The organism is Flavobacterium sp. HNIBRBA15423, assembly GCF_052655965.1.
Map to the genome: position 1 here is coordinate 1,906,452 of NZ_CP199751.1, position 24,542 is coordinate 1,930,993.

At 28.0% G+C, this 24,542-nt stretch carries 27 protein-coding genes; 20 read left to right on the plus strand and 7 right to left on the minus strand.

The genetic code is table 11. From position 1 onward, the window contains the following. Positions 1–18: 18 nt before the first annotated feature. Positions 19–354, minus strand: a complete 336-nt coding sequence (locus ACULEV_RS08580; RefSeq protein ID WP_445458256.1) for a helix-turn-helix domain-containing protein — start codon at positions 352–354, stop codon at positions 19–21. Between the two features lie 158 nt (positions 355–512). Between ACULEV_RS08580 and ACULEV_RS08585 the strand changes: the two genes are divergently transcribed. The 6 genes from ACULEV_RS08585 to ACULEV_RS08610 all read left to right on the plus strand — a co-directional run bounded on the left by ACULEV_RS08585 (position 513) and on the right by ACULEV_RS08610 (position 4,776). Continuing rightward, positions 513–680: a bacteriocin gene (locus ACULEV_RS08585; RefSeq protein ID WP_445458257.1), complete on the plus strand. Its 168-nt coding sequence runs from the start codon at positions 513–515 to the stop codon at positions 678–680. Positions 681–743: 63 nt separating this feature from the next. Continuing rightward, on the plus strand, positions 744–2,351 hold the full coding sequence (locus ACULEV_RS08590) for a hypothetical protein (protein ID WP_445458258.1): 1,608 nt from the start codon (positions 744–746) through the stop codon (positions 2,349–2,351). Next, positions 2,348–3,307 carry a grasp-with-spasm system ATP-grasp peptide maturase gene (gwsG, locus tag ACULEV_RS08595; protein ID WP_445458259.1) on the plus strand — a complete coding sequence of 320 codons (960 nt, stop codon included), beginning with the start codon at positions 2,348–2,350 and terminating at the stop codon, positions 3,305–3,307. The genes ACULEV_RS08590 and gwsG overlap by 4 nt, the downstream gene beginning before the upstream one ends. Then, on the plus strand, positions 3,291–3,470 hold the full coding sequence (locus ACULEV_RS08600) for a hypothetical protein (protein ID WP_445458260.1): 180 nt from the start codon (positions 3,291–3,293) through the stop codon (positions 3,468–3,470). Before gwsG ends, ACULEV_RS08600 begins: the two co-directional genes overlap by 17 nt. After that, positions 3,467–4,507, plus strand: coding sequence for a grasp-with-spasm system SPASM domain peptide maturase (gene gwsS / locus ACULEV_RS08605; RefSeq protein WP_445458261.1), 1,041 nt, complete (start codon positions 3,467–3,469; stop codon positions 4,505–4,507). The genes ACULEV_RS08600 and gwsS overlap by 4 nt, the downstream gene beginning before the upstream one ends. Positions 4,508–4,653: 146 nt before the next feature. Next, positions 4,654–4,776, plus strand: coding sequence for a hypothetical protein (locus ACULEV_RS08610; protein ID WP_445458262.1), 123 nt, complete (start codon positions 4,654–4,656; stop codon positions 4,774–4,776). Positions 4,777–4,938: 162 nt separating this feature from the next. Here the strand turns inward: ACULEV_RS08610 and holA are convergent, their stop codons facing one another. Next, positions 4,939–5,943 (minus strand): DNA polymerase III subunit delta, encoded by a 1,005-nt coding sequence (holA, locus tag ACULEV_RS08615; protein ID WP_445458263.1) that lies wholly within the window; start codon positions 5,941–5,943, stop codon positions 4,939–4,941. Positions 5,944–5,996: 53 nt separating this feature from the next. On the opposite strand from holA, the gene ACULEV_RS08620 reads away from it, so the two are divergent. The 6 genes from ACULEV_RS08620 to ACULEV_RS08645 all read left to right on the plus strand — a co-directional run bounded on the left by ACULEV_RS08620 (position 5,997) and on the right by ACULEV_RS08645 (position 10,370). Next, the gene (locus ACULEV_RS08620) at positions 5,997–6,440 is read left to right on the plus strand and encodes a type I restriction enzyme HsdR N-terminal domain-containing protein (RefSeq protein WP_445458264.1); all 444 of its coding nucleotides are present in this window, start codon (positions 5,997–5,999) and stop codon (positions 6,438–6,440) included. A gap of 7 nt (positions 6,441–6,447) precedes the next feature. Then, a complete protein-coding gene (locus tag ACULEV_RS08625) occupies positions 6,448–6,870 on the plus strand; it encodes a hypothetical protein (RefSeq protein WP_445458265.1) in 423 nt (140 codons plus the stop codon). Then, positions 6,871–7,866, plus strand: coding sequence for a glycosyltransferase family 2 protein (locus ACULEV_RS08630; RefSeq protein WP_445458266.1), 996 nt, complete (start codon positions 6,871–6,873; stop codon positions 7,864–7,866). It abuts the gene before it with no gap. 69 nt (positions 7,867–7,935) lie between these two features. Beyond that, entirely contained in the window at positions 7,936–8,772 is an 837-nt protein-coding gene (locus tag ACULEV_RS08635; RefSeq protein WP_445458267.1) for an OmpA family protein, read from the plus strand. Between the two features lie 177 nt (positions 8,773–8,949). Next, on the plus strand, positions 8,950–9,525 hold the full coding sequence (locus ACULEV_RS08640) for a chalcone isomerase family protein (protein ID WP_445458268.1): 576 nt from the start codon (positions 8,950–8,952) through the stop codon (positions 9,523–9,525). Between the two features lie 206 nt (positions 9,526–9,731). Continuing rightward, entirely contained in the window at positions 9,732–10,370 is a 639-nt protein-coding gene (locus tag ACULEV_RS08645; protein ID WP_445458269.1) for a hypothetical protein, read from the plus strand. Positions 10,371–10,473: 103 nt separating this feature from the next. On the opposite strand, the gene glyA is transcribed toward ACULEV_RS08645, so the two are convergent. Further along, the gene (gene glyA, locus ACULEV_RS08650; protein WP_445458270.1) at positions 10,474–11,748 is read right to left on the minus strand and encodes a serine hydroxymethyltransferase; all 1,275 of its coding nucleotides are present in this window, start codon (positions 11,746–11,748) and stop codon (positions 10,474–10,476) included. A 110-nt stretch (positions 11,749–11,858) separates the two neighbouring features. On the opposite strand from glyA, the gene fahA reads away from it, so the two are divergent. Beyond that, complete coding sequence (gene fahA, locus ACULEV_RS08655; RefSeq protein WP_445458271.1) at positions 11,859–13,142, plus strand: fumarylacetoacetase; 1,284 nt, start codon at positions 11,859–11,861, stop codon at positions 13,140–13,142. Between the two features lie 165 nt (positions 13,143–13,307). Further along, entirely contained in the window at positions 13,308–14,489 is a 1,182-nt protein-coding gene (locus ACULEV_RS08660; RefSeq protein ID WP_445458272.1) for a hypothetical protein, read from the plus strand. A gap of 107 nt (positions 14,490–14,596) precedes the next feature. Here ACULEV_RS08660 and ACULEV_RS08665 read toward each other — a convergent pair whose 3' ends face one another. The 3 genes from ACULEV_RS08665 to ACULEV_RS08675 form a co-directional block, all read right to left on the minus strand. Further along, complete coding sequence (locus tag ACULEV_RS08665) at positions 14,597–15,751, minus strand: lactonase family protein (RefSeq protein WP_445458273.1); 1,155 nt, start codon at positions 15,749–15,751, stop codon at positions 14,597–14,599. Beyond that, a complete protein-coding gene (ytxJ, locus tag ACULEV_RS08670) occupies positions 15,751–16,149 on the minus strand; it encodes a bacillithiol system redox-active protein YtxJ (protein WP_445458274.1) in 399 nt (132 codons plus the stop codon). The genes ACULEV_RS08665 and ytxJ overlap by 1 nt, the downstream gene beginning before the upstream one ends. 93 nt (positions 16,150–16,242) lie before the next feature. Further along, entirely contained in the window at positions 16,243–17,166 is a 924-nt protein-coding gene (locus ACULEV_RS08675; RefSeq protein ID WP_445458275.1) for an archaemetzincin, read from the minus strand. A 177-nt stretch (positions 17,167–17,343) separates the two neighbouring features. On the opposite strand from ACULEV_RS08675, the gene clpB reads away from it, so the two are divergent. Then, complete coding sequence (clpB, locus tag ACULEV_RS08680) at positions 17,344–19,932, plus strand: ATP-dependent chaperone ClpB (RefSeq protein ID WP_445458276.1); 2,589 nt, start codon at positions 17,344–17,346, stop codon at positions 19,930–19,932. Positions 19,933–20,230: 298 nt separating this feature from the next. Here clpB and ACULEV_RS08685 read toward each other — a convergent pair whose 3' ends face one another. Next, the gene (locus ACULEV_RS08685) at positions 20,231–20,545 is read right to left on the minus strand and encodes an HPF/RaiA family ribosome-associated protein (RefSeq protein WP_445458277.1); all 315 of its coding nucleotides are present in this window, start codon (positions 20,543–20,545) and stop codon (positions 20,231–20,233) included. A 331-nt stretch (positions 20,546–20,876) separates the two neighbouring features. Here ACULEV_RS08685 and ACULEV_RS08690 point away from each other — a divergent pair, with 331 nt between their 5' ends. From ACULEV_RS08690 to ACULEV_RS08710, 5 genes are all read left to right on the plus strand, one after another. Continuing rightward, complete coding sequence (locus ACULEV_RS08690; protein ID WP_445458278.1) at positions 20,877–21,203, plus strand: ArsR/SmtB family transcription factor; 327 nt, start codon at positions 20,877–20,879, stop codon at positions 21,201–21,203. Next, complete coding sequence (locus tag ACULEV_RS08695) at positions 21,200–21,643, plus strand: SRPBCC family protein (protein ID WP_445458279.1); 444 nt, start codon at positions 21,200–21,202, stop codon at positions 21,641–21,643. The genes ACULEV_RS08690 and ACULEV_RS08695 overlap by 4 nt, the downstream gene beginning before the upstream one ends. Before the next feature lies 1 nt (position 21,644). Continuing rightward, entirely contained in the window at positions 21,645–22,145 is a 501-nt protein-coding gene (locus tag ACULEV_RS08700) for an SRPBCC family protein (RefSeq protein WP_445458280.1), read from the plus strand. A 373-nt stretch (positions 22,146–22,518) separates the two neighbouring features. Then, positions 22,519–23,010, plus strand: a complete 492-nt coding sequence (locus ACULEV_RS08705; protein WP_445458281.1) for a T9SS type A sorting domain-containing protein — start codon at positions 22,519–22,521, stop codon at positions 23,008–23,010. 6 nt (positions 23,011–23,016) lie between these two features. Then, positions 23,017–24,387 (plus strand): hypothetical protein, encoded by a 1,371-nt coding sequence (locus tag ACULEV_RS08710; protein WP_445458282.1) that lies wholly within the window; start codon positions 23,017–23,019, stop codon positions 24,385–24,387. Positions 24,388–24,542 lie beyond the last annotated feature (155 nt).

A 24,542-nucleotide genomic window follows, 5' to 3' on the forward strand; every position in this document is an offset into this window, starting at 1 on the left:
TCACTACAAATTTACTAATTATTTTAACTGTCCTTTCAATTGGTTAATTTCCTCTTCTAATTTTGCAGTATATTTCATCATTACATCTAAGGTTTCTTTTGGCATAGTCACAATTTGAATACCAATAGAATTATCATTGAAGGTGCAATTTTCATTTTTAGCCATTGGCTCATTCTTTTCTTTTAATTCCTCAACGGGTGTTTCTAGCACATTAGCAAAACGTTCCCATTCTTCATCCGTTATAGGCGATTTTCCTCTTTCTTTTCTAGAATAAGTAGTTTGTTCCATTGCCATTTTTAAAGCCATATCTTTTTGTGTAAACCCTTTTTCTTTTCTTATTGCTCTTAAACTCATTATGTGAAAAAATATTTTACGTAAATATATTTAAAAATATGCGCATAATATAAATCCTATGAAATTTATTTTGTTGTAAGAAAAAAAACTTTGGTTATTTATACATTTGAATCATTCTTATAAGAAAAATTAATGTATAATCTTAAATTTTTAAAAACATGAAACTAGAAAGCTTAAAATCTGAAAAATTCAGAAAATTAGAAAACAATGAGTTAAACAAAATTAATGGTGGTAATGATAATTTGTCTCAAGAAATCGGTACAGGTGTTACTGTAACTTGGACAAAGTTAGAACACAGAACAGATGAAATTTGTAGCGACTGCTAATTAAAATTGTTTTCAATCTAAAGAGGTTGTAAATTACAACCTCTTTTATTATTTAGTAGTATTATGAAAAAAAGCATTTTATTTTTATTTCTTCTTATTAATAGCTATTCTGTTGCTCAAAATGCTGAAAAAATAAATTTTAGGTATAGTTACGATGGCAAATTAATAACAGCTGTAGCAACTACTCCTTACGATTTTCTATTTAAAGGAATAGAAAATTCTAGTTTTACAAATAAAAAGCCAAATTTAAAGAATCAAAACAAGATAAAAGACAAGTATCTATTTAGTGAGGTAAATAATAAAGAAAAAAAGTATATCGATTTTTTTATTACTAATGCCGATTTTAAAAAAGAAGATTTTTATAAAAAAAATAATTTAGAACTATTTTATCATCATCAAACAAAAGAAGATTCCATAAAAAAATACAGTGTTTCCTATATCTATAAAAAAAATAAAATAAACGAGTTTTTTTTTGAAATAAACAATAATGAATATTTACGATTAGTAACTAATGATGTCACTTTATTTGAAAATATAGAAGATAGATTGTTTGTAGGTTTTGAGCATTTTTTAATGACTAATAAAGAACAACCTTCTCGATTTATAAAAATATTAGATAAATTTCTCTATAAAGACTACTATGCACAAGTAGATGTCGTAAGAAGTTTTGATAAAAATGTGTATGAAACAGAGTCTTTATATGGTGTAGTATTAATGACTTTGCATACCAATAATGGCTCATTCGATGATATCAAACATTTTATAAGACCATATAAAGAGAGAGAGATTGATACCACACTATTAAGAGAATTATATGCTTATATTGATAAATTACCAAAAGATTTAGATGCAGTAATGTTTAACGAGTTTCATACTTTTCCACATACTCGATACAATTTCATGTATGTTTTAAAAACACTTAGAGATAAAGGGTATAATTACTTAGCACTTGAAACATTACCTGCACCTACAGAAAAAGACAGTTTAATTACTAAACCAGAAAATATATTGGGTTATTATGTGGAAGAACCTACTTGTTCTTTAATGACCAACTATGCCATTAGTCTAGGGTTTAAAATCGTGGCTTATGAAGAAGCAGAACAATGTGCAGAGTATAGAGAAAAAGGAATGATCATTGATGCGAATTGTAGAGATAGTATTCAAGCATTAAATATTGCTAAAATTTATCAACAAGACTCAAAAGCAAAAGTAGTAGTTTTTGGTGGTCATGCTCACATAGAAAAAAAAGAACGATTTGACTGGAAGTTTATGCGAATAAGATTACAAGAGCTATTTCCTGAAAAGAAATTTTTCTCTGTTGATCAAACAAAAATTTTGAAAACAAATTTAAATGAAAATGAAATAAGTATAACTCAACCGACTATTTATGACGAAGACGATGGACAATTTGATGCTAGAATACTTAGCCCTTATTATGAAAAGTATTATGAGTGGTATTATAAACCAAATGCTTTTATGAATCATAAAATAGTGTTACCTAAAGAAAAAGAATTTTATAGTGTAGAAATTATTCCTATTTATTCTAATAAAGAAATATATTTTCCTTTTTTTAAGTGCAAAAAAGAAGATTTGCAAGGTTATGAAATATACATACCAGAAAACATTCCTTATAAAATTATTTTTAAAGATGTTAATAATAAAAGGGTATGATTATTTTATTAACTATAGGCTATGAAAGAACTTCAGATGAAATTATAGATTATTTTTTATTTCATAAGAAGGAATTTTTACGAATAAATTGTGATAATTTAAAAGATAGTGATTCTTTTTCATTTAATTATAAATTAAATGAAAATGCGACAACAATGAAGATTGATAATGTTGAACTTAATTTAGATGCAAAAAAAGTAATTTGGAATAGGAGAATATCAAAAAGAACAAATATTGACCGATTTATAGATAAAAAATTTGATTTTGATAATCTAAGACTCTTTTCCCAATTTGTATTTAAAGAATGGGAAGCCTTTCTTAAAATTTTTGTAAATAGTTTGTCCAAGAACACCTATTGGTTTGATTATCCTTTTGTAAAAGAAGATAAAATAGACGTTTTACTACTAGCACAAAAAAACGGATTAACAATTCCTGAAACTATTATTTCAAATTCTCTTACTCAAATAAACAGTAACTATATTACTAAACCATTATCTCAAACTGTAGGGTTTAAACATGGAGATATGTTTTACTCTACCTATACAACAATTGTCAAGAAAGTAAAACATAAATTTTTGCCTTCCTTATTTCAAAAAAAGATTGATAAAAGGTATGAAGTGCGAACATTCTATTTAGATGGTGAGTGTTATAGTATGGCTATTTTTTCTCAAAGTGACAAACAAACAGCTGTAGATTTTAGACAATATAACTATAAGAAACCCAATAGAAATGTTCCTTATAAATTACCCGAAGAAATTGAAAAGTGCATAAGAGGCTTAATGAATGATTTAGGTTTAAAAACTGGTTCCATAGATATTATTAAAGGGAAAGACGATAAATACTATTTTTTAGAAGTTAATCCTGTTGGTCAATTTGGTATGACATCAAAGCCTTGTAATTATAATTTAGAAAAAAAAGTTTTTGAAAAATTAATTGAATATGAACAAAATTTTTAAAAATATAATTTCTCCATTAGCACTACTTTTAACCAAAGGAGAAAAATTTGAAGAAAAGAAATCGAGTGTAGAAATCTATATTGCAAAAGGATCAAAAAAAATAGGCAACACTGAAATGGTTGTTATACAACACTATAACCCGATTGTAAAATTCGAATTATGACCTATAAACTTTTTGCAAACTGTATTCCTGTCAAAGGGTTTGGGAAAAGTATAATTATGGATATTCAAAGGAATAATTATAAAAACATTCCCAATTCATTGTATGAAATCTTACTTCAAAATGAAATTTTAGATTTTGAAAAACTAAAGATTGAATTTAATAATACAACAGTTATAAATGAATACAAAAACTTTCTAATTGAAAATGAATTTTTATTCGAATGTTCCATTGATGAAAACGAAAGATTCTCTAGGATAAATACTACCTATGAAAAACCTTTTTTAATAACAAATGCAATTATTGAGTATTCTGAAGTTACTTTTTTAAATTTACATAAACTACAAGAAAGTTTTGATAATTTAGGAATTCAAGACTGTTTTTTAATCTTTTATGAAAGTAAAAATGAAGAATTATTACGTTTTTTAGAAGAGTTTGATGATAGCAGATTGATGTCAATTCAGTTGTTAACTAAATATGATTCTAGACTTGATTTTCTTAAAATTAGAAAAAAATACCAAAGATTAACTAGAGCTATTTTGCATTCAGCTCCAAAGGATAAACAAAAAGATAATATTACCTATACAACTAAAAAGATTGATGATTTCAATTTTTGTGGTGCTATTAGTGGTTATTTTGTTGCTAATATTAATTCTTATTTAGAATCTGTCAACCACAACTCATGTCTCAACAAAAAACTTTCCATAGACAAAGAAGGAAATATTAAAAATTGTCCTGCTATTCCACAAAGTTTTGGTAATATAAAAGATATATCACTTGAAGATGCCTTACAAAAAAAGGATTTTAGCAAGTTCTGGAATATTACAAAAGACCAAATAGAAGTCTGCAAAGATTGTGAGTTTCGTCATATTTGTACAGATTGTCGTGCTTATGTAGAAGAGCCAGAAAACCATTATTCAAAACCTTTAAAATGTGGTTATAATCCATACACAAACCAGTGGGAAGAATGGAGCACAAATCCTTTAAAACAAAAAGCTATCAAATATTATGACATGCAAGATTTAATCAGTAAAAAGTAACTCATTTTTTGTTAAGATTTGACAGCTTTTTGAAGTTGTCAAATTCCTCAAATGAAAATTATCTAGTCTTTATAAAAACTATCTGAACAATCTCAGAAGAACCATCAGCAAAAACAAACAAGACTTTGGCTAAATCAGAAAAGACAATGGCTCAACCGAACAAAGCTTTGGCTCAATCAAACAAGCCTTTGGCTCAATCAAACAAGGCTTTGGCACAATCAGAAAAGGTATTGGCTCAATCAAACAAAGCTTTGGCTCAATCGAAATAAGCTTTGGCACAACAAGAATAAACATAATTCTTTTTAGATAAAAGCTTGGCACAAACAGAAAAAGCTTTGGTTTACTAAAAAGAAAGAATGTTTTATTTAAAACAAACAGAATTTCAATTTAATAAAAGAAGTTGTTTCATAACTCGTGAAACAGCTTTTTTGCTAATTAAATATTTTTATCAACATTTCTTTTAATAAATCGTGTTGCGAAATGGAGTTCGCTCCTACTCCTTTACTTTTAACATCAATATCTCTTAAAGAAGAAACAATAGCACTAACTTTCTTCATAGGATAATTTTTAATAGCAATATCATAATCAGATAAAAAATAGGGATTCACTTTTAAAACCTTTGCTACATTAGCTTTCGATTTATCTTTTAGTCCATGATATTGAAGTAATTGGGAGAAAAAACCAAATACAAGACCAGTAGTTACAACAATAGGATTATCTTTTGGATTTTGAGAAAAATAAGTAATTATTTTATAAGCTTTTAACTGATTTTTCTCCCCTATTGATTTTCTAAGTTCAAAGTTATTATAATCTTTACTAATACCTATATTATCTTCAATATCTTTAGCTGTAATAGAATGACCTTTAGGTAGTATAATTTTTAATTTGTCTAATTCATTACTAATCTTTGAAAGATCTGTTCCTAAAAATTCTACCAACATAGCAGCAGCTTTTGGCTCTATACTATATTTTTGCCCAGCTAATACTCTTTTTATCCAATCACCAACTTGATTTTCATATAATTTTTTACTTTCAAATACAATTCCCGCTTTAGCTAAAACTTTGGTTACTTTTTTTCTCTTATCTAAAGTTTTATATTTATAAGCAAAAACTAAAACAGTTGTTGGTTGAGGATTTTCAGCATAAGACTCTAATTTATCTATCGTTCTAGACAATTCTTGTGCTTCTTTTACAATAACCACTTGTCTTTCAGCCATCATGGGATAACGTTTGGCATTTGAAACAATATCTTCTATCGATGTATCTCTACCATACAAAACTACTTGATTAAATCCTTTCTCCTCTTCAGTAAGTACATTATCTTCAATATATTCCGTTAATTTATCAATATAATAAGGCTCTTCGCCCATTAAAAAATAAATAGGCTTAAAATTTCCAGATTTAATATCCTTAATAATTTGTAAAACTTCATCCATAATAGCTATTAGTAATCTGTTGGCTGTTTGTAATAATTGCCTAATTTTGCATAATGAAACAATTAAATTTTCCAATTTATTCATTTCGGTTCAAAAATAGTGAAAATAAAACCTATATTTTTGATGAAATTAGAAAAAAATTTATAATTCTAACACCAGAAGAATGGGTTCGTCAAAACACATTACATTATTTAATTTATGAGAAAAAATATTCAAAATCATATATTAATGTTGAAAAACTGGTAAAAGTTAATGGCATAAATAAGAGATATGATATAGTTGTTTTTAATTCTAATGGTTCTATTTTTCTTCTTATCGAATGCAAAGCTCCTGAAGTTACAATTTCCCAACAAACATTTGATCAAATCGCACAATATAATTTAATCTTAAAAGCAGAACATTTAATGGTTACCAATGGTCTAAATCATTATTTTTGCCAAATGGATTTTGAAAATGAAAAATATACTTTTTTAAAAGAATTACCTCACTTTAATTAATGATTATTTGGAAGAAATAGATAAAATTGTTAGAAATGAAAAGGAATTAATTTCTGTAAAACAAGTTCCATATTTAGAATTTCTTTATGATCCTCATCATGTTGGTTTTAATATTGAAGCTAATGCTGAAGGTTTAGAAGTTTTAAAAAATGAAATTGCAAAAACCATAGTTGCTTGTCCAAAAGATTTTGAAGAAGAGTCTTCCATTTTTCACATGAAAGAAACAAACTCAATCACTTTTGGTGAAATTCACATAGAAAGTATTGAAATTGTTAATAAAGTACCTACAGAAAAGACGGTTTCAGCTAAAAAAGAGTCGGGAATTGATATCGCTTTAGTAGGCTGTTTACTATTTGTTGTTTTAGTAGGAATAATATTTATTGTAGGCTTTATTACATCTGTTAAATATATAATTTTTCAATTATTTTAAATGAAAAAAATTGCTGTAGTCATATTAAATTGGAACGGAGTTGATTTATTAAGACAATTTTTACCTTCTGTGATACAATTTTCAAAAGAAGCTACTATTTATGTAATTGATAATGCATCTACAGATGATTCTATTACAGTTTTAAAAAAAGAATTTCCAACAGTAATAGTTATTACTAATACAGGAAATTTTGGTTTTGCTAAAGGCTATAACGAAGGATTAAAATCGATAACCGAAGATTACTTAGCTTTAGTAAATAGTGATGTTGAAGTGACTGAAAATTGGTTACAACCTATAATAAATCTTTTTGATAAGGAGTCCAAAACAGCCATGATTCAACCTAAAATCCTAGATTATAAAAATAAAACTCATTTTGAATATGCTGGAGCAGCAGGTGGTTTTATTGATAAATTTGGTTATCCCTATTGCAGAGGTCGTATTTTTGACTGTATTGAAAAAGACCAAGGTCAATATGATACTGATATTCCTATTTTTTGGGCTTCTGGTGCATGTTTATTTATAAGAAATGAAGTTTATAAAACTTTAAATGGTTTTGATGAAGATTTCTTTGCACATCAAGAAGAAATAGATTTGTGTTGGAGAGCATATAATAACAATTATATTACAAAATATTGTACTAAATCAGTTGTCTATCATGTAGGAGGTGCCACTTTAGACAATTCGAATCCAAAAAAAACATATCTAAATTTTCGGAATTCACTATTTATGCTGACTAAAAATTTACCTAAAAGAAAATTAATTATAATTCTCTTTTTAAGAATGGTATTAGATGGATTTGCTGCTATTCACTTTTTAAGTATAGGTAAAATCTCACATGCTTGGTCTGTATTAAAAGCACATTTAAATTTTTATAAGAATTTTACAAAAAATTATAAAAAGAGAAATTTAACAAACAGAGAGGATTATTACACAATATCTTCTATTATCATTCGTTTTTTTATAAAAAAGCAACAAGTATATAGTAAATTATTTTAACAATAGTTTAGCTATATTAATTTCAAAGTGAGCTTAATTGTATATATTTTTGTAAAAAATAATTGAATTATGAAGAAAATCGTTTTAGTCAGTACATTAGTATTAATGTCATTAACTTCTTGTGTTTCTAAGAAAAAATTCACTGAATTAGAAAACAAGAATAAAGAAATTCAGGATTTACTAAATTCTGCAACAATTAAACTGAATAATTGTTTAACAGAAAAATCTTCAATTGCAAGCCAATTGGAATATCTCAAAAAAAATAATTCAGATTTAATTAATAGTTCCAAAGAGCTAACAGTTTTAACTACTAAAGGTGCTCAAAATTTAGAAAAATCTCTAGAGAGTTTAAAAGAGAAAGATTTAAAAATATCAAGATTACAGGATGCTTTATCTAAAAAAGATAGTGTAACCTTAGCATTAGTAACAAGTTTGAAAAAAGAAGTAGGATTAAATGATCCAGATATTAATATAAATGTTGAAAAAGGAGTTGTATTTATATCAATTGCAGATAATCTTCTTTTTAAATCTGGAAGTTATGAAGTAAGTCCAGGTGCAAAAAATGTATTAGGAAAAGTTGCTAAAGTTATAAACAGTAAACCAGATTTTGAATGTATGGTTGAAGGACATACTGATAATGTGCCAATTAAAAATACTGTATTACTAGACAACTGGGATTTATCCGTTAAAAGAGCTACTTCTATTGTAAGAGTATTGCAAAATGAATTAGGAGTAGATCCTAAACAACTTATTCCTGCTGGTAGAAGTTATTATATTCCTTTAGTGGAAAATGATACTCCAGAGAATCGTTCAAAAAATAGAAGAACAAAAATTATCATTTTACCAAAAATCGATCAATTTTATGAAATGATTGAAAAAGAAATGAAAAATTTAGAAGCTAAATAATTCAAGTAAATTATAACATCATTATAAAAGCATGATATTTTGAATATCATGCTTTTTATTTTTGGCATTAATTTTGCAATTTAATTTTATATATTGATAAAAATTACTTTTTTTTTGACAAAAAAATAGTACCTTTAGTAATATATAATTAGTTTTGTAACCCAAAATTTTAAATTTATGAAAAAAATTATTTTGTTATTGGCTTTCCTAGTAAGTTTTATGTCATTTTCTCAAGATGATTTAGATGTTGATGGAATTAAGATTAAAAAACACATTAAAGTAAAAGATGGTGATAAAAAAACCAAATTAATTCTTAATGGTTATGGAATTAGAGATAAAATGTGGATTAACTTATATGTACAAGCATTATATCTTGTTGAAAAATCATCTAATCCAGATGAAATTCTAAATTCTCCAGAAACCATAGCAACTAGATTATATGTTACTTCTTCTCTTGTAACTAGAGAAAAATTAATAAAAGCAATTGAAGAAGGAATGGAAAAATCATATAAAGGTGATTTAGAACCATTAAGAGATCGTTTGAACCTTTTTATGTCCTTCTTCGAATCTGTAACAGAAAAAGGCTATGTTGAGTTTGTCTATTCTGCAAATGATAAGAAAACCTATGTTCTCATTAATGATAAACTAACTGGTGAAATTGAAGGTGTTGATTTTAGAAAAGCTTTATTTGGAATTTGGTTAGAAGAAAGAGCTGTAGATAGAACATTAAAGAAAAGACTTTTAGGTAAATAATGGTGCTTCAAATAAATAAGTTTATTTGTTATTTAATGAGCAGTTTGTATTATATCATAAACTATGTAAGTATAAAAAATAATGAGGCTTTTCAACCTCATTATTTTTTTGCCTAATTTTAGATTTAGATAAATCTTCTAGAAAATAAAAAATATATTTTTTAACCAACACAAATTTCACCACAACTATCCAATAATGTAATAATTATGAAAAAAACTTGGTCATTAAATAGAAAATGTACATCTCTTGAAATTATTAAATACAACAGTATTTCTGATCATAAAATTAAAAAATCTGTTAAAATAGAAGATAACAAATTTATAAATCGATTGATGGATGATATTGAACAAATTCCTGCAGATGGCGATATGATGAAATCTTTTGGTTCTGAAGCTGAACAGATAGACCTTATATTTAGCGGTAATAACCAAGTTCAAATACTACAACTTTATGAGAAGAAAATCAAAACACCATCAACTGGGTTCAATTCAACTAAGAGTGATTTAGAAAAAAAATTAAGCGATGATGTTGAGACTTTGCTTTTTCCTGACTTTAACAAAAATATACCAAAAATTAAAAACGTAGTCTTACAATTTCCGGATTTTTCAATTACATTTTTAGGAAGTGAATTTAATAAAGGAACTACAAACAACATTTCATACAATAAAGACAAGTTTCTCATTAAAGACAAAAACACACAACAAGAAATTGAAATTATTTCTGGTGAGTTATCACCTCAACAAATAATAATAAAAGTAAACGATATAGAAATAACAATAATGACTTTTCAATCGAAAGAGTTATATACACTTTATCCTGACTATTTTCAGATTATAAAATTATAATCAGTTCTTTAGAGAAAATATTTTGATATATTCAAAATATAAAAAACCGTCTCATTTTTTGTTTTGAGACGGTTTCTTCTTTATAATTTGTAAGATTTATGTCTTAAAAAACAAACATAGCTCTTTCTCCCATTAAATCATTTACCTCTTCAGCTACTTGTTCTAAAATAGTTTCATCAGTATGATTTGTAATAACTTTATCAATCAAAGCAACTATAGTTTCCATATCCTCTTCGATTAAACCACGAGTAGTAATTGCAGGAGTTCCTACTCTTATTCCAGAAGTTACAAATGGAGATTTATCATCAAAAGGAACCATATTTTTGTTTACTGTAATTTCTGCTTTTACCAATGCATTTTCCGCTTCTTTACCTGTAATATTTTTGTTTCTTAAATCAATCAACATCATATGATTGTCAGTTCCTCCGGAAATTAAATGATACCCTCTTTTTACAAAAGCAGTAGCCATAGCTTGTGCATTCTTTTGTACTTGCATAGTATATCTAAAGAATTCATCTGTTAAAGCTTCACCAAAAGCAACTGCTTTAGCTGCAATTATATGCATTAAAGGGCCTCCTTGATTTCCAGGAAACACAGCCATATCTAAAATATGTGACATCATTCTAATGTCTCCTTTAGGAGTTTTTAAACCCCATGGATTTTCAAAATCTTTACCCATCATAATCATTCCTCCTCTTGGACCCCTTAAAGTCTTATGAGTTGTAGTAGTAACAATATGACAATGAGGAATTGGATCATTCAATAATCCTTTTGCAATTAACCCTGCTGGATGAGAAATATCAGCTAAAAGAAGAGCTCCAACGCTATCTGCAATTTTGCGAAAACGCTCAAAATCCATATCACGAGAATAGGCAGAAGCACCTGCAATAATCATTTTTGGCTTTTCTGCTGTAGCAATTTCTTGAATTTTATCATAATTTAATCTTCCTGTTTCTTCCTCAACTCCATAGAAACAAGGATTATATAATCTACCTGAAAAATTAACTGGTGAACCATGTGTTAAATGTCCTCCATGTGATAGATCAAAGCCTAATATTTTATCACCTGGCTTTAAACAGGCAAAAAATACAGCAGTATTAGCTTGTGAACCAGAATGAGGCTGAACATTTACATATTCGGCTCCAAATAATTCTTTGGCTCTATCAATTGCTATTTGTTCTACAATATCTACTACCTCACAGCCACCATAATAACGCTTTCCAGGATAACCCTCTGCATATTTATTAGTTAACACAGAACCAGCAGCTTCCATCACTTGATCACTTACAAAGTTTTCAGAAGCAATTAGTTCTATTCCATGAATTTGTCTGTCTTGTTCATCCAGAATAAGATCAAAAATTTGTTCGTCGCGTTGCATTTCTTAGTAATTCGTTAAAATTTATTCAAAATTACAAAAAAGGTTTGTTAAATTAGCAGTAAAGTTTATATTTGGTGTATAATTTTTCAACAAAAAACTAACAAAATATTATGCCAAATATAGCAAATGATCCTACTAGAAAATCTTGGATAACTGTACCCGAAAAAAGTGACTTCCCTATTCAAAATATACCTTTTGGAGTATTTATTACAAAAGAAGATGTAATTACCATTGGTACACGAATTGGAAATTCAGCAATTGACATGGGTGCTTTGCAACAATTAGGATATTTTGAAGGAATAGATCTTACAGATGATATGTTTATGCAAGACACCTTAAACGATTTTATTTCTGATGGCAAAAAAACATGGAGACTAGTTCGTAACAGATTAGTTGAAATTTTTGATGCTGAAAATCCAAAGCTAAGAGACAATAAAAAACACAGAGATATAGTCATTTTCGATGTTAAAGATATCGAAATGTTATTACCTGTTCAAATAGGCGATTATACTGATTTTTATAGTTCTAAAGAGCACGCAACAAATGTAGGTAAAATGTTTCGTGATCCAGAAAATGCTTTATTACCAAACTGGCTTCATATCCCAGTAGGATATCATGGAAGAAGTTCTACAATTGTTCCTAGCGGTGTTTCTGTTAGACGTCCAAATGGACAAACTTTACCAGTTGGAGCAACTGAGCCTGTTTTTGGCCCTTCTAAATCAGTAGATTTTGAATTAGAAACTGCCTTTATAACTACTGATGCTAATTTAATGGGTGAACGTATTCCAGTTGATCAAGCTGAAGAGTATATTTTCGGAATGGTATTATTTAATGACTGGAGTGCAAGAGACATTCAAAAATGGGAATATGTTCCACTTGGTCCATTCTTAGCTAAAAACTTTGCATCTTCAATCTCTCCATGGATTGTAACTATGGATGCCTTAGAAGCTTTTAGAGTTAAAGGACCAGAGCAGTCACCTACTCCATTACCCTATTTACAACAGTCTGGTAAAAAAGCTTTCGATATTAATCTTCAAGTTGCTATTAAACCTGAAAATAGTGAAGAAACAATTGTTTCTAATTCTAATTTTAAATACATGTATTGGTCTATGTCTCAACAATTAGCACACCATACTATTAACGGTTGTCGAGTAAATTCTGGAGATATGATGGGAAGTGGAACAATATCAGGACCAACACCAGATTCATTTGGATCAATGTTAGAATTAACTTGGAGTGGTAAAAATCCTGTTATTCTTAATGATGGAACTGAACGTAAATTTATTAATGATAATGATACTGTTATTATCAGAGGATATTGTGAAAATGATGAAATAAGAATAGGTTTTGGTGAGTGTGCAAGCAAATTATTACCAGCTATTTCTATAAAATAATTATATCTTACAAATGTTTAAAACTCCAAAAAATAATTTTGGAGTTTTTTTTTAGCTATAATTGAAATGGCATCCTTTTTGTATGATAATAAAAAAACAAAAAGATATGACTTACAGCAACTTTCTGCATCTAAAAAATTTTATCTTTGCCTAAATGATTTATTTATGAGAAAAATTACTTTTATTATTTTATCGCTTGTAATTATTAGTTGTGGAGTTAAACAAACCCAATCCATGCTAAGTAATGGTGATTATGATGGTGCTATTGAGAACGCTATCAATTCATTGAAAAACAACAAAAATGCAAAAGGAAAACAGGATTATGTTTATCTATTAGAAGAATCTTTTGCTAAAGCAAAAGCTAGAGATGAATCTAACTTAAATTTATTAATTAAAGAAAATAATCCAGCCAACTACGAAAGAATTTATAGTTTATATACTCAATTACGAAATCGTCAGGAAAGAATTAAGCCTTTATTACCTCTACAATTAATTAAAGAAGGAAGAAATGCTATTTTCCCTATGGAAGATTATTCTGATGAAATTATTAGTAGCAAAAATGATTTATCTGGTTATTTATATACTAATGCTAAAAAATTAATGACTTCAAAAAATAAGATGGATTTTCGTCAAGCTTTTGATGATTTGAGCTATTTAGACCAGTTAAATCCAAATTATAATGATGTAAGAGCTTTAATGGATCAAGCACAATTAAAAGGAACTGATTTTGTTCATGTATATACTAAAAACGAAACAAATATGGTTATTCCTGCTCGTTTACAAGATGATTTGTTAGATTTTAGTACTTACGGAATTAATGATAAATGGACAGTATATCATAATAATCGTCAGAAAAACATCAATTATGATTATGGAATGATTGTTAATTTTAGGAATATTGCTATTTCACCTGAACAAGTGAAAGAAAAACAGTTCATTAAAGAAAAACAAATTAAAGATGGCACAAAGACACTCTTAGATAGTAATGGAAATGTTGTAAAAGACAGTCTTGGAAATACAATTAAAGTAGATAACTTTAAAACTATTTCGGTAAGTATTTATGAATTTACCCAATTTAAATCTTGCCAAGTTACAGCTAAAATTGATTATATCGATTTTAGAAATAACCAATTGATTGATGCTTTTCCTGTAACTAGTGAATTTGTATTTGATTATATTTATGCAAATTATAATGGAGACAAGCGTGCTTGCGATCAAAATTACTATCAATATTTTGATAGAAGAGCTGTTGCCTTTCCTAGTAATGAGCAAATGGTCTATGATACTGGTGAAGATTTAAAAGTAAAAATAAAAACTATTATTACCAATAATAAGTTTAGGAGGTAGCTATTTTATCTACTCGCTTTAAAACAAAAACACATTACATATTGTATGTAATGTGTTTTTTGTTTTCTATATTTATTTGACAGTTTATTAAAAAATAATTTTTAAGTTTAAAAGTTACAAAAATAAACAGGTTTGTTAATCGAAATTTCAATAGAAGTTTGCGTTAACAAACCTGTATTTTTATCCCTAGCAAATACTAAAATGGAATTAGACTCTTGATTAGCAACTAAAAGAAAATCTTCTTTATTAGATAGAATAAAATTTCTTGGTTTTAAACCTGTTTCAATAGTTTGTATCTTTTCTATAGCCGTTTCATTATTTAATTTAAAAACAACTAATTGATTATCTTCTCCCCTAACACTCACATATAAAAAAGCATTGTCTTCACTTAGCTTTAATTCAGCAGCCGAACCTAATTTTGCTTTTGTTTTTGTTAATGCTAAAACTTCTTTTAAAACTAACGAATTATCTTTATAATCAAAAACACCAACTTCGTTAGTAAGCTCAAAAACAGTATAAGCCTTATCTCCGTTTGCACTAAAAACAATATGTCTTGGTCCAGAACCATCAGGAACTCTTACAGAAGTTGTGTTATCAGATAAAAGTTTAAACAAATCATTCTCTTCAGTATATGGAATAATTTCAATTGTATCTCTTCCTAAATCAGTTACAAAAACCATTGAATCTTTCGGATGAAAAGCAATGCAATGTACATGTGACTTCTCTTGTCTTTCTTTAGTTATACTATTACCTTCATATTGAATCAATTGAGGCATATTTTCAATTACTCCTTTTTCATTGATTGGAAAAACACTCAAATTACCACCTGAATAATTCCCAACTAATATAGCATTTTCATTTGGACTAAAAGCTAGTGTACAAGGATCATTTCCCAAAGTATTTACAGTACTAATCTTTTGAAAAGTATTATTTTCTTTGGTATACCAAAATGAAGTTAACAAACCTCCTCTTTCTCCTTGAATCTCTCCAACAGCAACTACAATTGTCTTTTCTTTATTAACAATAACAAAAGATGGATTTTGTAAACTATCAATAACTTGATTCAACTTTAATTCTTGACTATCTGGAAAAAAAGAAATTAAATTTATTCCTTGTGAAAGCAAATCTGTATAAGTACCTATCAAATATTTTTCCTCTGTAATTCCAATTTCTTCTTTAAGACTTTCAGTTTTTTTCTCCTCCGTTTTTTTACATGAAATAGACAAAGTAAAAAGACCAATAATTATAAAACTATACTTCATTATATAAATTGCTTTAAATCGTAAACACCAATAGCATCATGCGATGTATCAAAAACAGCTTTACCATTTCTAATTATAATAATTTGAGGAGACTGATGTTCTATATTATAACGTCTAGCAATTTCATTTGATAAATCTCTATAATTTAATAAATCTAATAAATACCAATTTATTTGCTCTTCAGAAAAATCATATTCTGTATCAAAACGTTTTAATGCAAAACGACTAATACTACATCTCGTACTATGTTTAAAAAGAACAACTGGTTTTTCATATGAAATAGTCTCAATTGTTTCGAGTTCTTCCATACTAGTTAGTGTATAAAACTTAGGTTCTATACTAAACTCTTCCTTTTTTTCATTCTCAGAACTACCAAATATTTTATTTAAAAAACTCATAGTTATTTATTTTTTACAAAGTTACTGAAATTGTAATGGTTACTGATGAACAATTTTATATTTAAAAGTAGTTAAGTTTCCATTATGCTTAACTTATTTTGCAATAATAGCTCTTTGCTTACTTAAAATCGCTGCATCTTCTTCTAAATGATGTTCATTCATAAAATCAATTAGATTATCCATTCGCTCCAAATCATTAAAATTAAGATTCCATGATAATTTAGACAAACATACTGAACACAAAGCATTTGGTCTTGAATCTCCTTCTTTAAGATTATTTACTCCGTTCATTAAACAAATTGCTTCAATACAATGCAAAACCGAAAACATATGGCTAATTTCATGAGTTGATGTTTTTATAATGCGTCTTAAACAAATATGATAATTCTCTTTATTTAATTTCTCATCAGAATATCTAAAAATAGAAGAAACACCTGTTTGCTTTTCATAGCTTGCTAAACCAAAAACAAAATTCCATTTTGGATCTGGATACAAATCTTTTGCAGTTAAAGCCATAATAACAATACCATCTTTAGGCTTCTTTTTTGGCAAAAGTGAATGAATGATATAACCAGCATGCAACTGTTCATTTCCGTTATGTATTCTTTGTTTATCATTTGGTATACTTTCCTCAGTTATTGGGTCTAACTGAACTGTTTTCAAACCAAAAAACAATTGTATATAAGTGGTGTTCCAATCAATTATCTTTTTTTCCCAATCTGTAAATGTACCTATCGGCTGAATATAAATAATATTAATCTTCTTTGAAGGAGAAACAAGATTCTTATTTTTAAAATATTGATCAAATGATTGTCCGTTCTCATCATGCTCACTCAGCCAATCTCCTGGTTTTGGATCAGGTAAAGGCTCATTTAAAAGAGTTAATTCTTCATAATTTGGCAATTTAAAATCATCTTTTGTTAACTTTACTTTGTTAACAATGACTTTGGTTTGTTTTGACTCTTCTTTACAAGAAAACAATGCAAAAAGCAACATCAGAATCAATATTTTTTTCATAATATATATAATTAAAATTATTACAAAATACTCTAAAAAAGACAATTTGACCGATTATTTCTTCTTATATTGATAAAAACGAACAAAAACAAGTCATTTTGACATAAAATAAGTATTGGAACATAAATTGACTAATTCAAATAAAAATAGATATAAAAAATAACTAATATAAAAAACATGAATTTTAATAATTTCACAATTAAATCGCAAGAAGCCATACAAAATGCACAACAAATTGCACAAAGTTTTGGTCATCAACAAATAGAAAACGAACACATTTTTAAAGGTATTTTAGAAGTAGATGAAAATGTAACCCCTTTTATACTTAAAAAGCTAAATGTAAACGTTGATTTATTTAAAAAAGTATTAGATAATACTTTACAAAGTTTTTCAAAAGTAACTGGTGGAGACATTTTACTATCTCGAGAAGCAAATAGTGCTCTAAATGAAGCATCAATTATTGCAAAAAAAATGAATGATGAATTTGTTTCTATAGAGCATTTAATAGTAGCTATTTTTAAATCTAAAAGTAAAATTGCCCAAATTTTGAAAGATCAAGGTGTTACTGAAAAAGGATTAGAAAGTGCTATTACTGAACTTAGAAAAGGTGAACGTGTAACTTCTGCTTCAGCTGAAGAAACATATAATGCGCTGAATAAATACGCAAAAAATCTTTGTGAATTAGCAAGAAACGGAAAATTAGATCCTGTTATTGGTCGTGATGAAGAAATTCGTAGAGTTTTACAAATATTAACCCGTAGAACAAAAAACAATCCCATGTTAATTGGTGAACCTGGTGTTGGTAAAACAGCCATTGCAGAAGGTTTAGCACATCGTATTGTTGATGGTGATGTCCCAGAAAATTTAAAAGACAAAATCGTTTACTCATTAGATATGGGTGCACTTATTGCTGGTGCTAAATATAAAGGAGAATTTGAAGAAAGATTAAAATCAGTAGTAAAAGAAGTAACTTCAGCTGAAGGTGATATTGTTCTTTTTATTGACGAAATTCATACACTGGTTGGCGCTGGTGGTGGTGAAGGTGCAATGGACGCAGCTAATATTTTAAAACCAGCTTTAGCTCGTGGAGAATTAAGAGCAATTGGTGCAACAACTTTAGATGAATATCAAAAATATTTTGAAAAAGATAAAGCATTAGAACGTCGTTTTCAAAAAGTAAATATAGACGAACCCGATACAGAAAGTGCAATTTCTATTCTTAGAGGAATTAAAGAGAAATATGAAACACATCACAAAGTGCGTATTAAAGATGATGCAATTATAGCTGCAGTAGAATTATCGCAACGTTATATTACCAATCGTTTCCTTCCAGACAAAGCGATTGACTTAATGGATGAAGCAGCTTCTAAATTGCGAATGGAAATCAATTCAAAACCAGAAGAACTAGACGTTTTAGATCGAAAAATAATGCAATTGGAAATTGAAATCGAAGCAATTAAAAGAGAAAATGACGAAACAAAATTAAAAGGATTAGGTTTAGAATTAGCAAATTTAAAAGAAGAGCGAAATGAAATTTTTGCTAAATGGAAATCTGAAAAAGAAGTTGTTGATTCTATTCAAAATATAAAACAAGAGATTGAAGATTATAAAGGCGAAGCTGAACGTGCTGAACGTGATGGTGATTATGGAAAAGTAGCAGAGATTCGTTACGGAAAAATTAAAGATGCTCAAGAAAAACTAGATGTTTTACAAGTTCAGTTACATGAAAATCAATCGGGAACTTCTTTAATTAAAGAAGAAGTTACTAGCGAAGATATTGCTGAAGTTGTAGCAAAATGGACTGGTATTCCAGTTACCAAAATGCTACAAAGCGATAGAGAAAAATTATTAAAATTAGAAGACGAATTACACAAACGTGTGGTAGGACAAGAAGAAGCAATTGAAGCCATTAGTGATGCCGTTCGCAGAAGTCGTGCTGGCTTACAAGATATGAAAAAACCATTAGGTTCCTTCTTATTCCTTGGTACAACAGGTGTTGGTAAAACTGAATTAGCAAAAGCTTTAGCCGAATATCTTTTTGATGATGAAAATGCCATAACTCGCATAGATATGAGTGAATATCAAGAACGTCATAGTGTAAGTCGTTTAGTAGGTGCTCCTCCAGGATATGTAGGTTATGACGAAGGTGGACAATTAACAGAAGCTGTGCGTAGAAGACCATATTCTGTAGTATTACTAGATGAAATTGAAAAAGCACATCCAGATACTTTTAATATTTTATTACAAGTACTAGACGAAGGGCGTCTTACAGATAATAAAGGACGTTTAGCTGATTTTAAAAACACAATTATCATTATGACTTCAAATATGGGTAGTTATATTATTCAAGAGAAATTTGATAATTTAAAAGGCAATGTTGAAGCTGCAACTGAAGCTGCAAAAGTGGAAGTTTTAGGACTATTAAAACAAACTGTTCGACCAGAGTTCATTAATCGTATTGATGAAATTGTAATGTTTACTCCATTAACACAAGAGAACATTCGTCAAATTGTAACCTTACAATTAAAAAGTGTTTCCAAAATGTTGGCACATCAAAACATAACAATGGATGCAACATCAGAAGCAATAGATTATTTGGCAAATAAAGGATATGATGCCGAATTTGGAGCACGACCAGTAAAAAGAGTAATACAAAGAGAAGTTTTGAATCAGTTGTCAAAAGAAATACTTTCTGGTGAAATTACAACCGATAGTATTATTCTACTAGATAGTTTTGATGGAAAATTAGTTTTTAGAAATCAATAGTTTAGTATTTTGTTGAAGTTTCGATTGAGTTAATAAAAATTATTTTTTGAAATTGACATTTAGAATTAAAAAATAATAGTTTAGTTAGGTTGGTTAATTGATGAAAACACCTTGCATTTGTAAAAAATGTGAGGTGTTTTTACTTTTATGCTTTACAATTTCTATGTTCTTGATTACTCACTAATCTAGGCTATTTTTTATATTAACCTTTAAAATTAACAATTAAACAGTTTTATAAATAAACAAACCCAATTAACGATTCTTGCTAATTGGGCTTGCTAATTAAAAAAATTATAAACTAGTGCTGGTGCATTTTTTCATTTGCAACAGTCAAAACCTTTTTAATTTTTGTTATAGCACCATAAAATGCTTTTTCAATAGTATCAGCATACTCTGTAACTGCTAAAGGTTCCTTTTTTACAATTCTAACTTCAATTAAACAACGTTTGTCATTTTTACTAAACTTCTCACTATTCTCGTCTCCAAAATGAACTTCAACTCTCGTAATTTTATCATCAAAACGAGCTAATTCTTTTTCTAGTTCTGAAGTATAAAACGAAACCAATCTTTCGTTTCCATCTATGTTTTTGTCTGTGTTAATTTGAATTTGCATATTCTTTTTAATTTTTATTTATTTCCTTAAATATACTATACTTTAAATCCGTTTCAAAATACTTTAATAAAAATTTAGGAAGAATAGTACTTTTTTTAAAACAAAAAAATGATATAAACCTTAAAAAGTATGTACACATCTTAAAATTGAGATTAGTTAAACAACAAATAATAAGGTCTTGTTTGAATAAAAATTGAGATCTTAAAAACACAACTTAAATAGAGCAATCAATATATTAATTTCTTCACTTTTGTTAAAAAAATTTAAAAAAATTGCGCAACCAAATAATTGCTTTTATATTTGCAACCATATAGTAGCAGATATAAATATTATGGAAACTAGAAGAGATGTTTTTCAAGCCATAGCTGACCCAACTCGCAGGGCAATAATTGGGTTAATTGCTTTACAAGCCATGACACCTAATGCTTTGGCTGAACATTTTGAAACTAGCAGACAAGCAGTTTCAAAGCACATAAAAATATTAACGGAATGTGAATTGGTTTCTCAAAAACAATCAGGCAGAGAAATTTATTATCATTTAAATCTCATAAAAATGCAAGAGATTGATCAATGGTTAGCCCAATATAGAAATTTATGGGAAAAACGTTTTGATGCACTTGACAGCGTATTATTAAACTTAAAAAACAATAAAAAATGACAGCAAAACCCTTTTATATAGAAAGAGTCTTTGAGACAGACAGTTACAATTTATGGAGAGCTCTTACAGAAAAAGAACTAATGAAACTTTGGTATTTCGACTTGAAAGAATTTAAAGCAGAGGTTGGTTTTACTTTTCAGTTTATTGGTGGTACAAAAGAAGGAATTCAATATACTCATTTATGTGAGGTTACTGAAGTTATTCTTCATAAAAAATTAACTTATAGTTGGAAATATGAAGGTTATGAAGGTATTTCTTATGTAACATTTGAGTTAATTGAAATGGGCAAAAAAACAAAATTACAATTAACTCATGCTGGTCTTGAATCCTTCCCTATTTCAAATTCAGATTTTGCATTACATAATTTTGAAGCTGGTTGGAATCATATCATAAACACTTTATTAAAAGAATTTATAGAATCAAACTTTAAAAACAAATAATATGAAAAACAATTTATTAATGGATTTTACTGTTGATAAAGAAAACAACACAGTAAAAGTAACTAGACAATTTGCTGCACCAAATGATTTTGTGTGGGCAGCTTGGACACAACCTGAATTATTAGATTTATGGTGGGCACCGAAGCCTTGGAAATCAAAAACAAAATCAATGGATTTTAAAGAAGGTGGGCAAAGATTATATGCAATGGTGGGTCCAAATGGAGAAGAACATTGGGCATTAGCTGATTATAATTCTATTTCACCAAAAACTAATTTTAAATACTTAGATGCATTTTGTGATAATTCAGGAAAATTAAATCCAGATTTTCCACGTTCAGATTGGAATGTTGATTTTATAGAATCAAATGGTGTTACAACCGTTTACGTAACCATAAAACATGAAAAATTAGCAGATTTAGAAATGACTATTGAAATGGGCTTCAAAGAAGGATTTATTATGGCACTAGAAAATCTAGATCAATATATTAAAGATACAATTTAGATTAATAATGAAATGAATTAATTATATTGTGAGAATATAGCTATTTATAATATTCATCTTCTAATTCAATAATTTCCTCAAGACTAACTTGAGGATTTTTTTTATCCAAATGAAAAGAAAAACAGGTATTTCTACCTATAAATAATAAAACATTAATACATAGCTTTGAATAAATATTAACCCATGCGATTTTTAGAAAAATATAGGTTAGAAATTGTATTAACTATTCTTTATGGATGCATTATACTTTTTATTTTTTTTAAATTTTTATGAATAAATTAAAAAATTATAAAATATTTTAGTACAATTAAATATTTTATGTTAATTTAACATAAATTTTAAATGAATTATTAACTAATTAAAATCTATTTATATGAAAACAAACAAATTATTATTTTTTCTAACAATTGTGTCATATCTTGGTATTTCCAGTGTATTTGCGCAAAGTTCAATTAACGCTTCAGGAGGTGATATACTTACTGGATCAAATGGTTCCATTTCTTATTCAGTTGGTCAAGCAGTTTACACGACTAACACAGGAACAACTGGATCTGTGGCACAAGGTGTACAACAACCTTATGAAATTTCCGAAATCTTATCTTCAATAGATTATTCAGAACTAGTTAAAGATTTAAAAATTTTTCCAAACCCTTCAACTGATGTATTAACAGTAAATATGTATAATACAAATGATTTACAATTAGATTATCAAATTGTAGATATTAATGGAAAAGTACTAAAGGCAGAACAAAACATACAAGATGAAACTAACATTAATGTTTCAACCTTTCCTTCAGCAATCTATTTCCTAAAAATAACAAATCAAAGTAAAGAAGTTAAAACATTCAAAATCATTAAAAAATAGAACAATATGAAAAAAATTTACACATTATTAGCTACGGCTATCTTTTCTTTAAGCATTTTTGCACAAGCTCCAGAAAAAATGAGTTATCAAGCCGTTGTAAGAGATGGTAGTGATGCATTAGTAGTTTCATCTTCAGTAGGAATGCAAATTAGTATCTTAGAAGGATCTCCTGCTGGAACGGCTGTTTATGTAGAAACTCAAAATCCTACAACAAATGCAAATGGTCTTATTAGTATTGAAGTAGGAAATGGAACTGTTGTTTCTGGAGATTTCACAACCATAGATTGGTCAACTGGATCCTATTATATTTCTACAGAAGTTGACCCAACAGGAGGAACAGCTTATACTATTAGTGGTTCAAGCCAATTATTGAGTGTTCCATATGCTTTGTTTTCTAAAACCTCAGGTGGAATTGCTGGTGCAGAATGGACTACAAATGGTAATAATATAAATAACACAAATACAGGTAGTGTTGTAGTTGGTCCCAATGTAACAAATTCTAACTTAAACTTTCTTGTTACAAACAATACAGCTCCGAAAGCAGCAATAGGTAATCAAGGAGCATTCAACAATATCAATTCGGGAGAATTACATTTTGCAGAAGACACAAATTTTGGTGGTTCAGAATGTGGTATCAAATTCCAACATAACGGAGCCCTAAACAATCTTTATTTAATGGGTGGCTGTCCTACACCAGATACTATTGCAAGATTTAACAGAAGTGGTTTTACTAATCTAAGACAATTAAGAATAGGTACAAGTTACAATTCAAATGCAATCAATAGATTATCAGTAGATGGTGATTCAGATTTCACTGGAGCAGCCGCTTTTACAGGAAATGTTACAATTACAGGGGATTTAAATGTAACAGGTAATATTGCAAAAGGTGGCGGTACTTTCAAAATAGATCATCCATTAGATCCAAAAAATCAATATCTAGTTCACAGTTTTGTAGAATCGCCTGATATGATGAATATCTATTCAGGAAATGCAAAAACCGATGCAAGTGGATATGTTACAGTTACTTTACCTAAATATTTTGAAGCAGCTAATAAAGATTTTAGATACCAATTAACCACAATAGGAACTTTCTCACAGGCTATTATTAAAGAAAAAGTATCAGGAAATAAATTTGTAATTCAAACTAGTACTCCAAATGTTGAGGTAAGCTGGCAAATTACTGCCGTAAGAGCTGATAAATATGCAACAGAAAATAGAATTGTTCCTGAAAAAGAAAAAGAATTTAAAGGCACTTACTTACACCCAGAATTATACGGAGCAAGTACTGAACAATCAGAAACTTATGCTAGAAATCAAAAATTAATTCAAGAAGCTGCTGCAAAAACTAAAAAATCAAATAATGCAGACGGTCAATAGTTAAAATAAAAATATTTTTATTAAAGCACTTAGTGAATAAAACACTAGGTGCTTTTTTATAACTAAAAGGTTATTCAACCTAATGATAAAAGGGAAAAATAGGTATAAAACAAGGCTTATCAACTAACTTTTATAAATACACTTAACTGTAATTT

Coding starts and splice junctions, on each gene's coding strand:
- ACULEV_RS08690 (WP_445458278.1), top strand. CDS start 20,877: ATGGAAACTAGAAGAGATGTTTTTCAAGCCATAGCTGACCCAACTCGC.
- holA (WP_445458263.1), bottom strand. CDS start 5,943: ATGGATGAAGTTTTACAAATTATTAAGGATATTAAATCTGGAAATTTT.
- ACULEV_RS08645 (WP_445458269.1), top strand. CDS start 9,732: ATGAAAAAAACTTGGTCATTAAATAGAAAATGTACATCTCTTGAAATT.
- gwsG (WP_445458259.1), top strand. CDS start 2,348: ATGATTATTTTATTAACTATAGGCTATGAAAGAACTTCAGATGAAATT.
- glyA (WP_445458270.1), bottom strand. CDS start 11,748: ATGCAACGCGACGAACAAATTTTTGATCTTATTCTGGATGAACAAGAC.
- ACULEV_RS08700 (WP_445458280.1), top strand. CDS start 21,645: ATGAAAAACAATTTATTAATGGATTTTACTGTTGATAAAGAAAACAAC.
- ACULEV_RS08580 (WP_445458256.1), bottom strand. CDS start 354: ATGAGTTTAAGAGCAATAAGAAAAGAAAAAGGGTTTACACAAAAAGAT.
- ACULEV_RS08695 (WP_445458279.1), top strand. CDS start 21,200: ATGACAGCAAAACCCTTTTATATAGAAAGAGTCTTTGAGACAGACAGT.
- ACULEV_RS08660 (WP_445458272.1), top strand. CDS start 13,308: ATGAGAAAAATTACTTTTATTATTTTATCGCTTGTAATTATTAGTTGT.
- fahA (WP_445458271.1), top strand. CDS start 11,859: ATGCCAAATATAGCAAATGATCCTACTAGAAAATCTTGGATAACTGTA.
- ACULEV_RS08620 (WP_445458264.1), top strand. CDS start 5,997: ATGAAACAATTAAATTTTCCAATTTATTCATTTCGGTTCAAAAATAGT.
- ACULEV_RS08705 (WP_445458281.1), top strand. CDS start 22,519: ATGAAAACAAACAAATTATTATTTTTTCTAACAATTGTGTCATATCTT.
- ACULEV_RS08635 (WP_445458267.1), top strand. CDS start 7,936: ATGAAGAAAATCGTTTTAGTCAGTACATTAGTATTAATGTCATTAACT.
- ACULEV_RS08710 (WP_445458282.1), top strand. CDS start 23,017: ATGAAAAAAATTTACACATTATTAGCTACGGCTATCTTTTCTTTAAGC.
- ytxJ (WP_445458274.1), bottom strand. CDS start 16,149: ATGAGTTTTTTAAATAAAATATTTGGTAGTTCTGAGAATGAAAAAAAG.
- ACULEV_RS08675 (WP_445458275.1), bottom strand. CDS start 17,166: ATGAAAAAAATATTGATTCTGATGTTGCTTTTTGCATTGTTTTCTTGT.
- ACULEV_RS08610 (WP_445458262.1), top strand. CDS start 4,654: ATGGCTCAACCGAACAAAGCTTTGGCTCAATCAAACAAGCCTTTGGCT.
- ACULEV_RS08600 (WP_445458260.1), top strand. CDS start 3,291: ATGAACAAAATTTTTAAAAATATAATTTCTCCATTAGCACTACTTTTA.
- gwsS (WP_445458261.1), top strand. CDS start 3,467: ATGACCTATAAACTTTTTGCAAACTGTATTCCTGTCAAAGGGTTTGGG.
- ACULEV_RS08590 (WP_445458258.1), top strand. CDS start 744: ATGAAAAAAAGCATTTTATTTTTATTTCTTCTTATTAATAGCTATTCT.
- ACULEV_RS08640 (WP_445458268.1), top strand. CDS start 8,950: ATGAAAAAAATTATTTTGTTATTGGCTTTCCTAGTAAGTTTTATGTCA.
- ACULEV_RS08665 (WP_445458273.1), bottom strand. CDS start 15,751: ATGAAGTATAGTTTTATAATTATTGGTCTTTTTACTTTGTCTATTTCA.
- ACULEV_RS08685 (WP_445458277.1), bottom strand. CDS start 20,545: ATGCAAATTCAAATTAACACAGACAAAAACATAGATGGAAACGAAAGA.
- clpB (WP_445458276.1), top strand. CDS start 17,344: ATGAATTTTAATAATTTCACAATTAAATCGCAAGAAGCCATACAAAAT.
- ACULEV_RS08585 (WP_445458257.1), top strand. CDS start 513: ATGAAACTAGAAAGCTTAAAATCTGAAAAATTCAGAAAATTAGAAAAC.
- ACULEV_RS08630 (WP_445458266.1), top strand. CDS start 6,871: ATGAAAAAAATTGCTGTAGTCATATTAAATTGGAACGGAGTTGATTTA.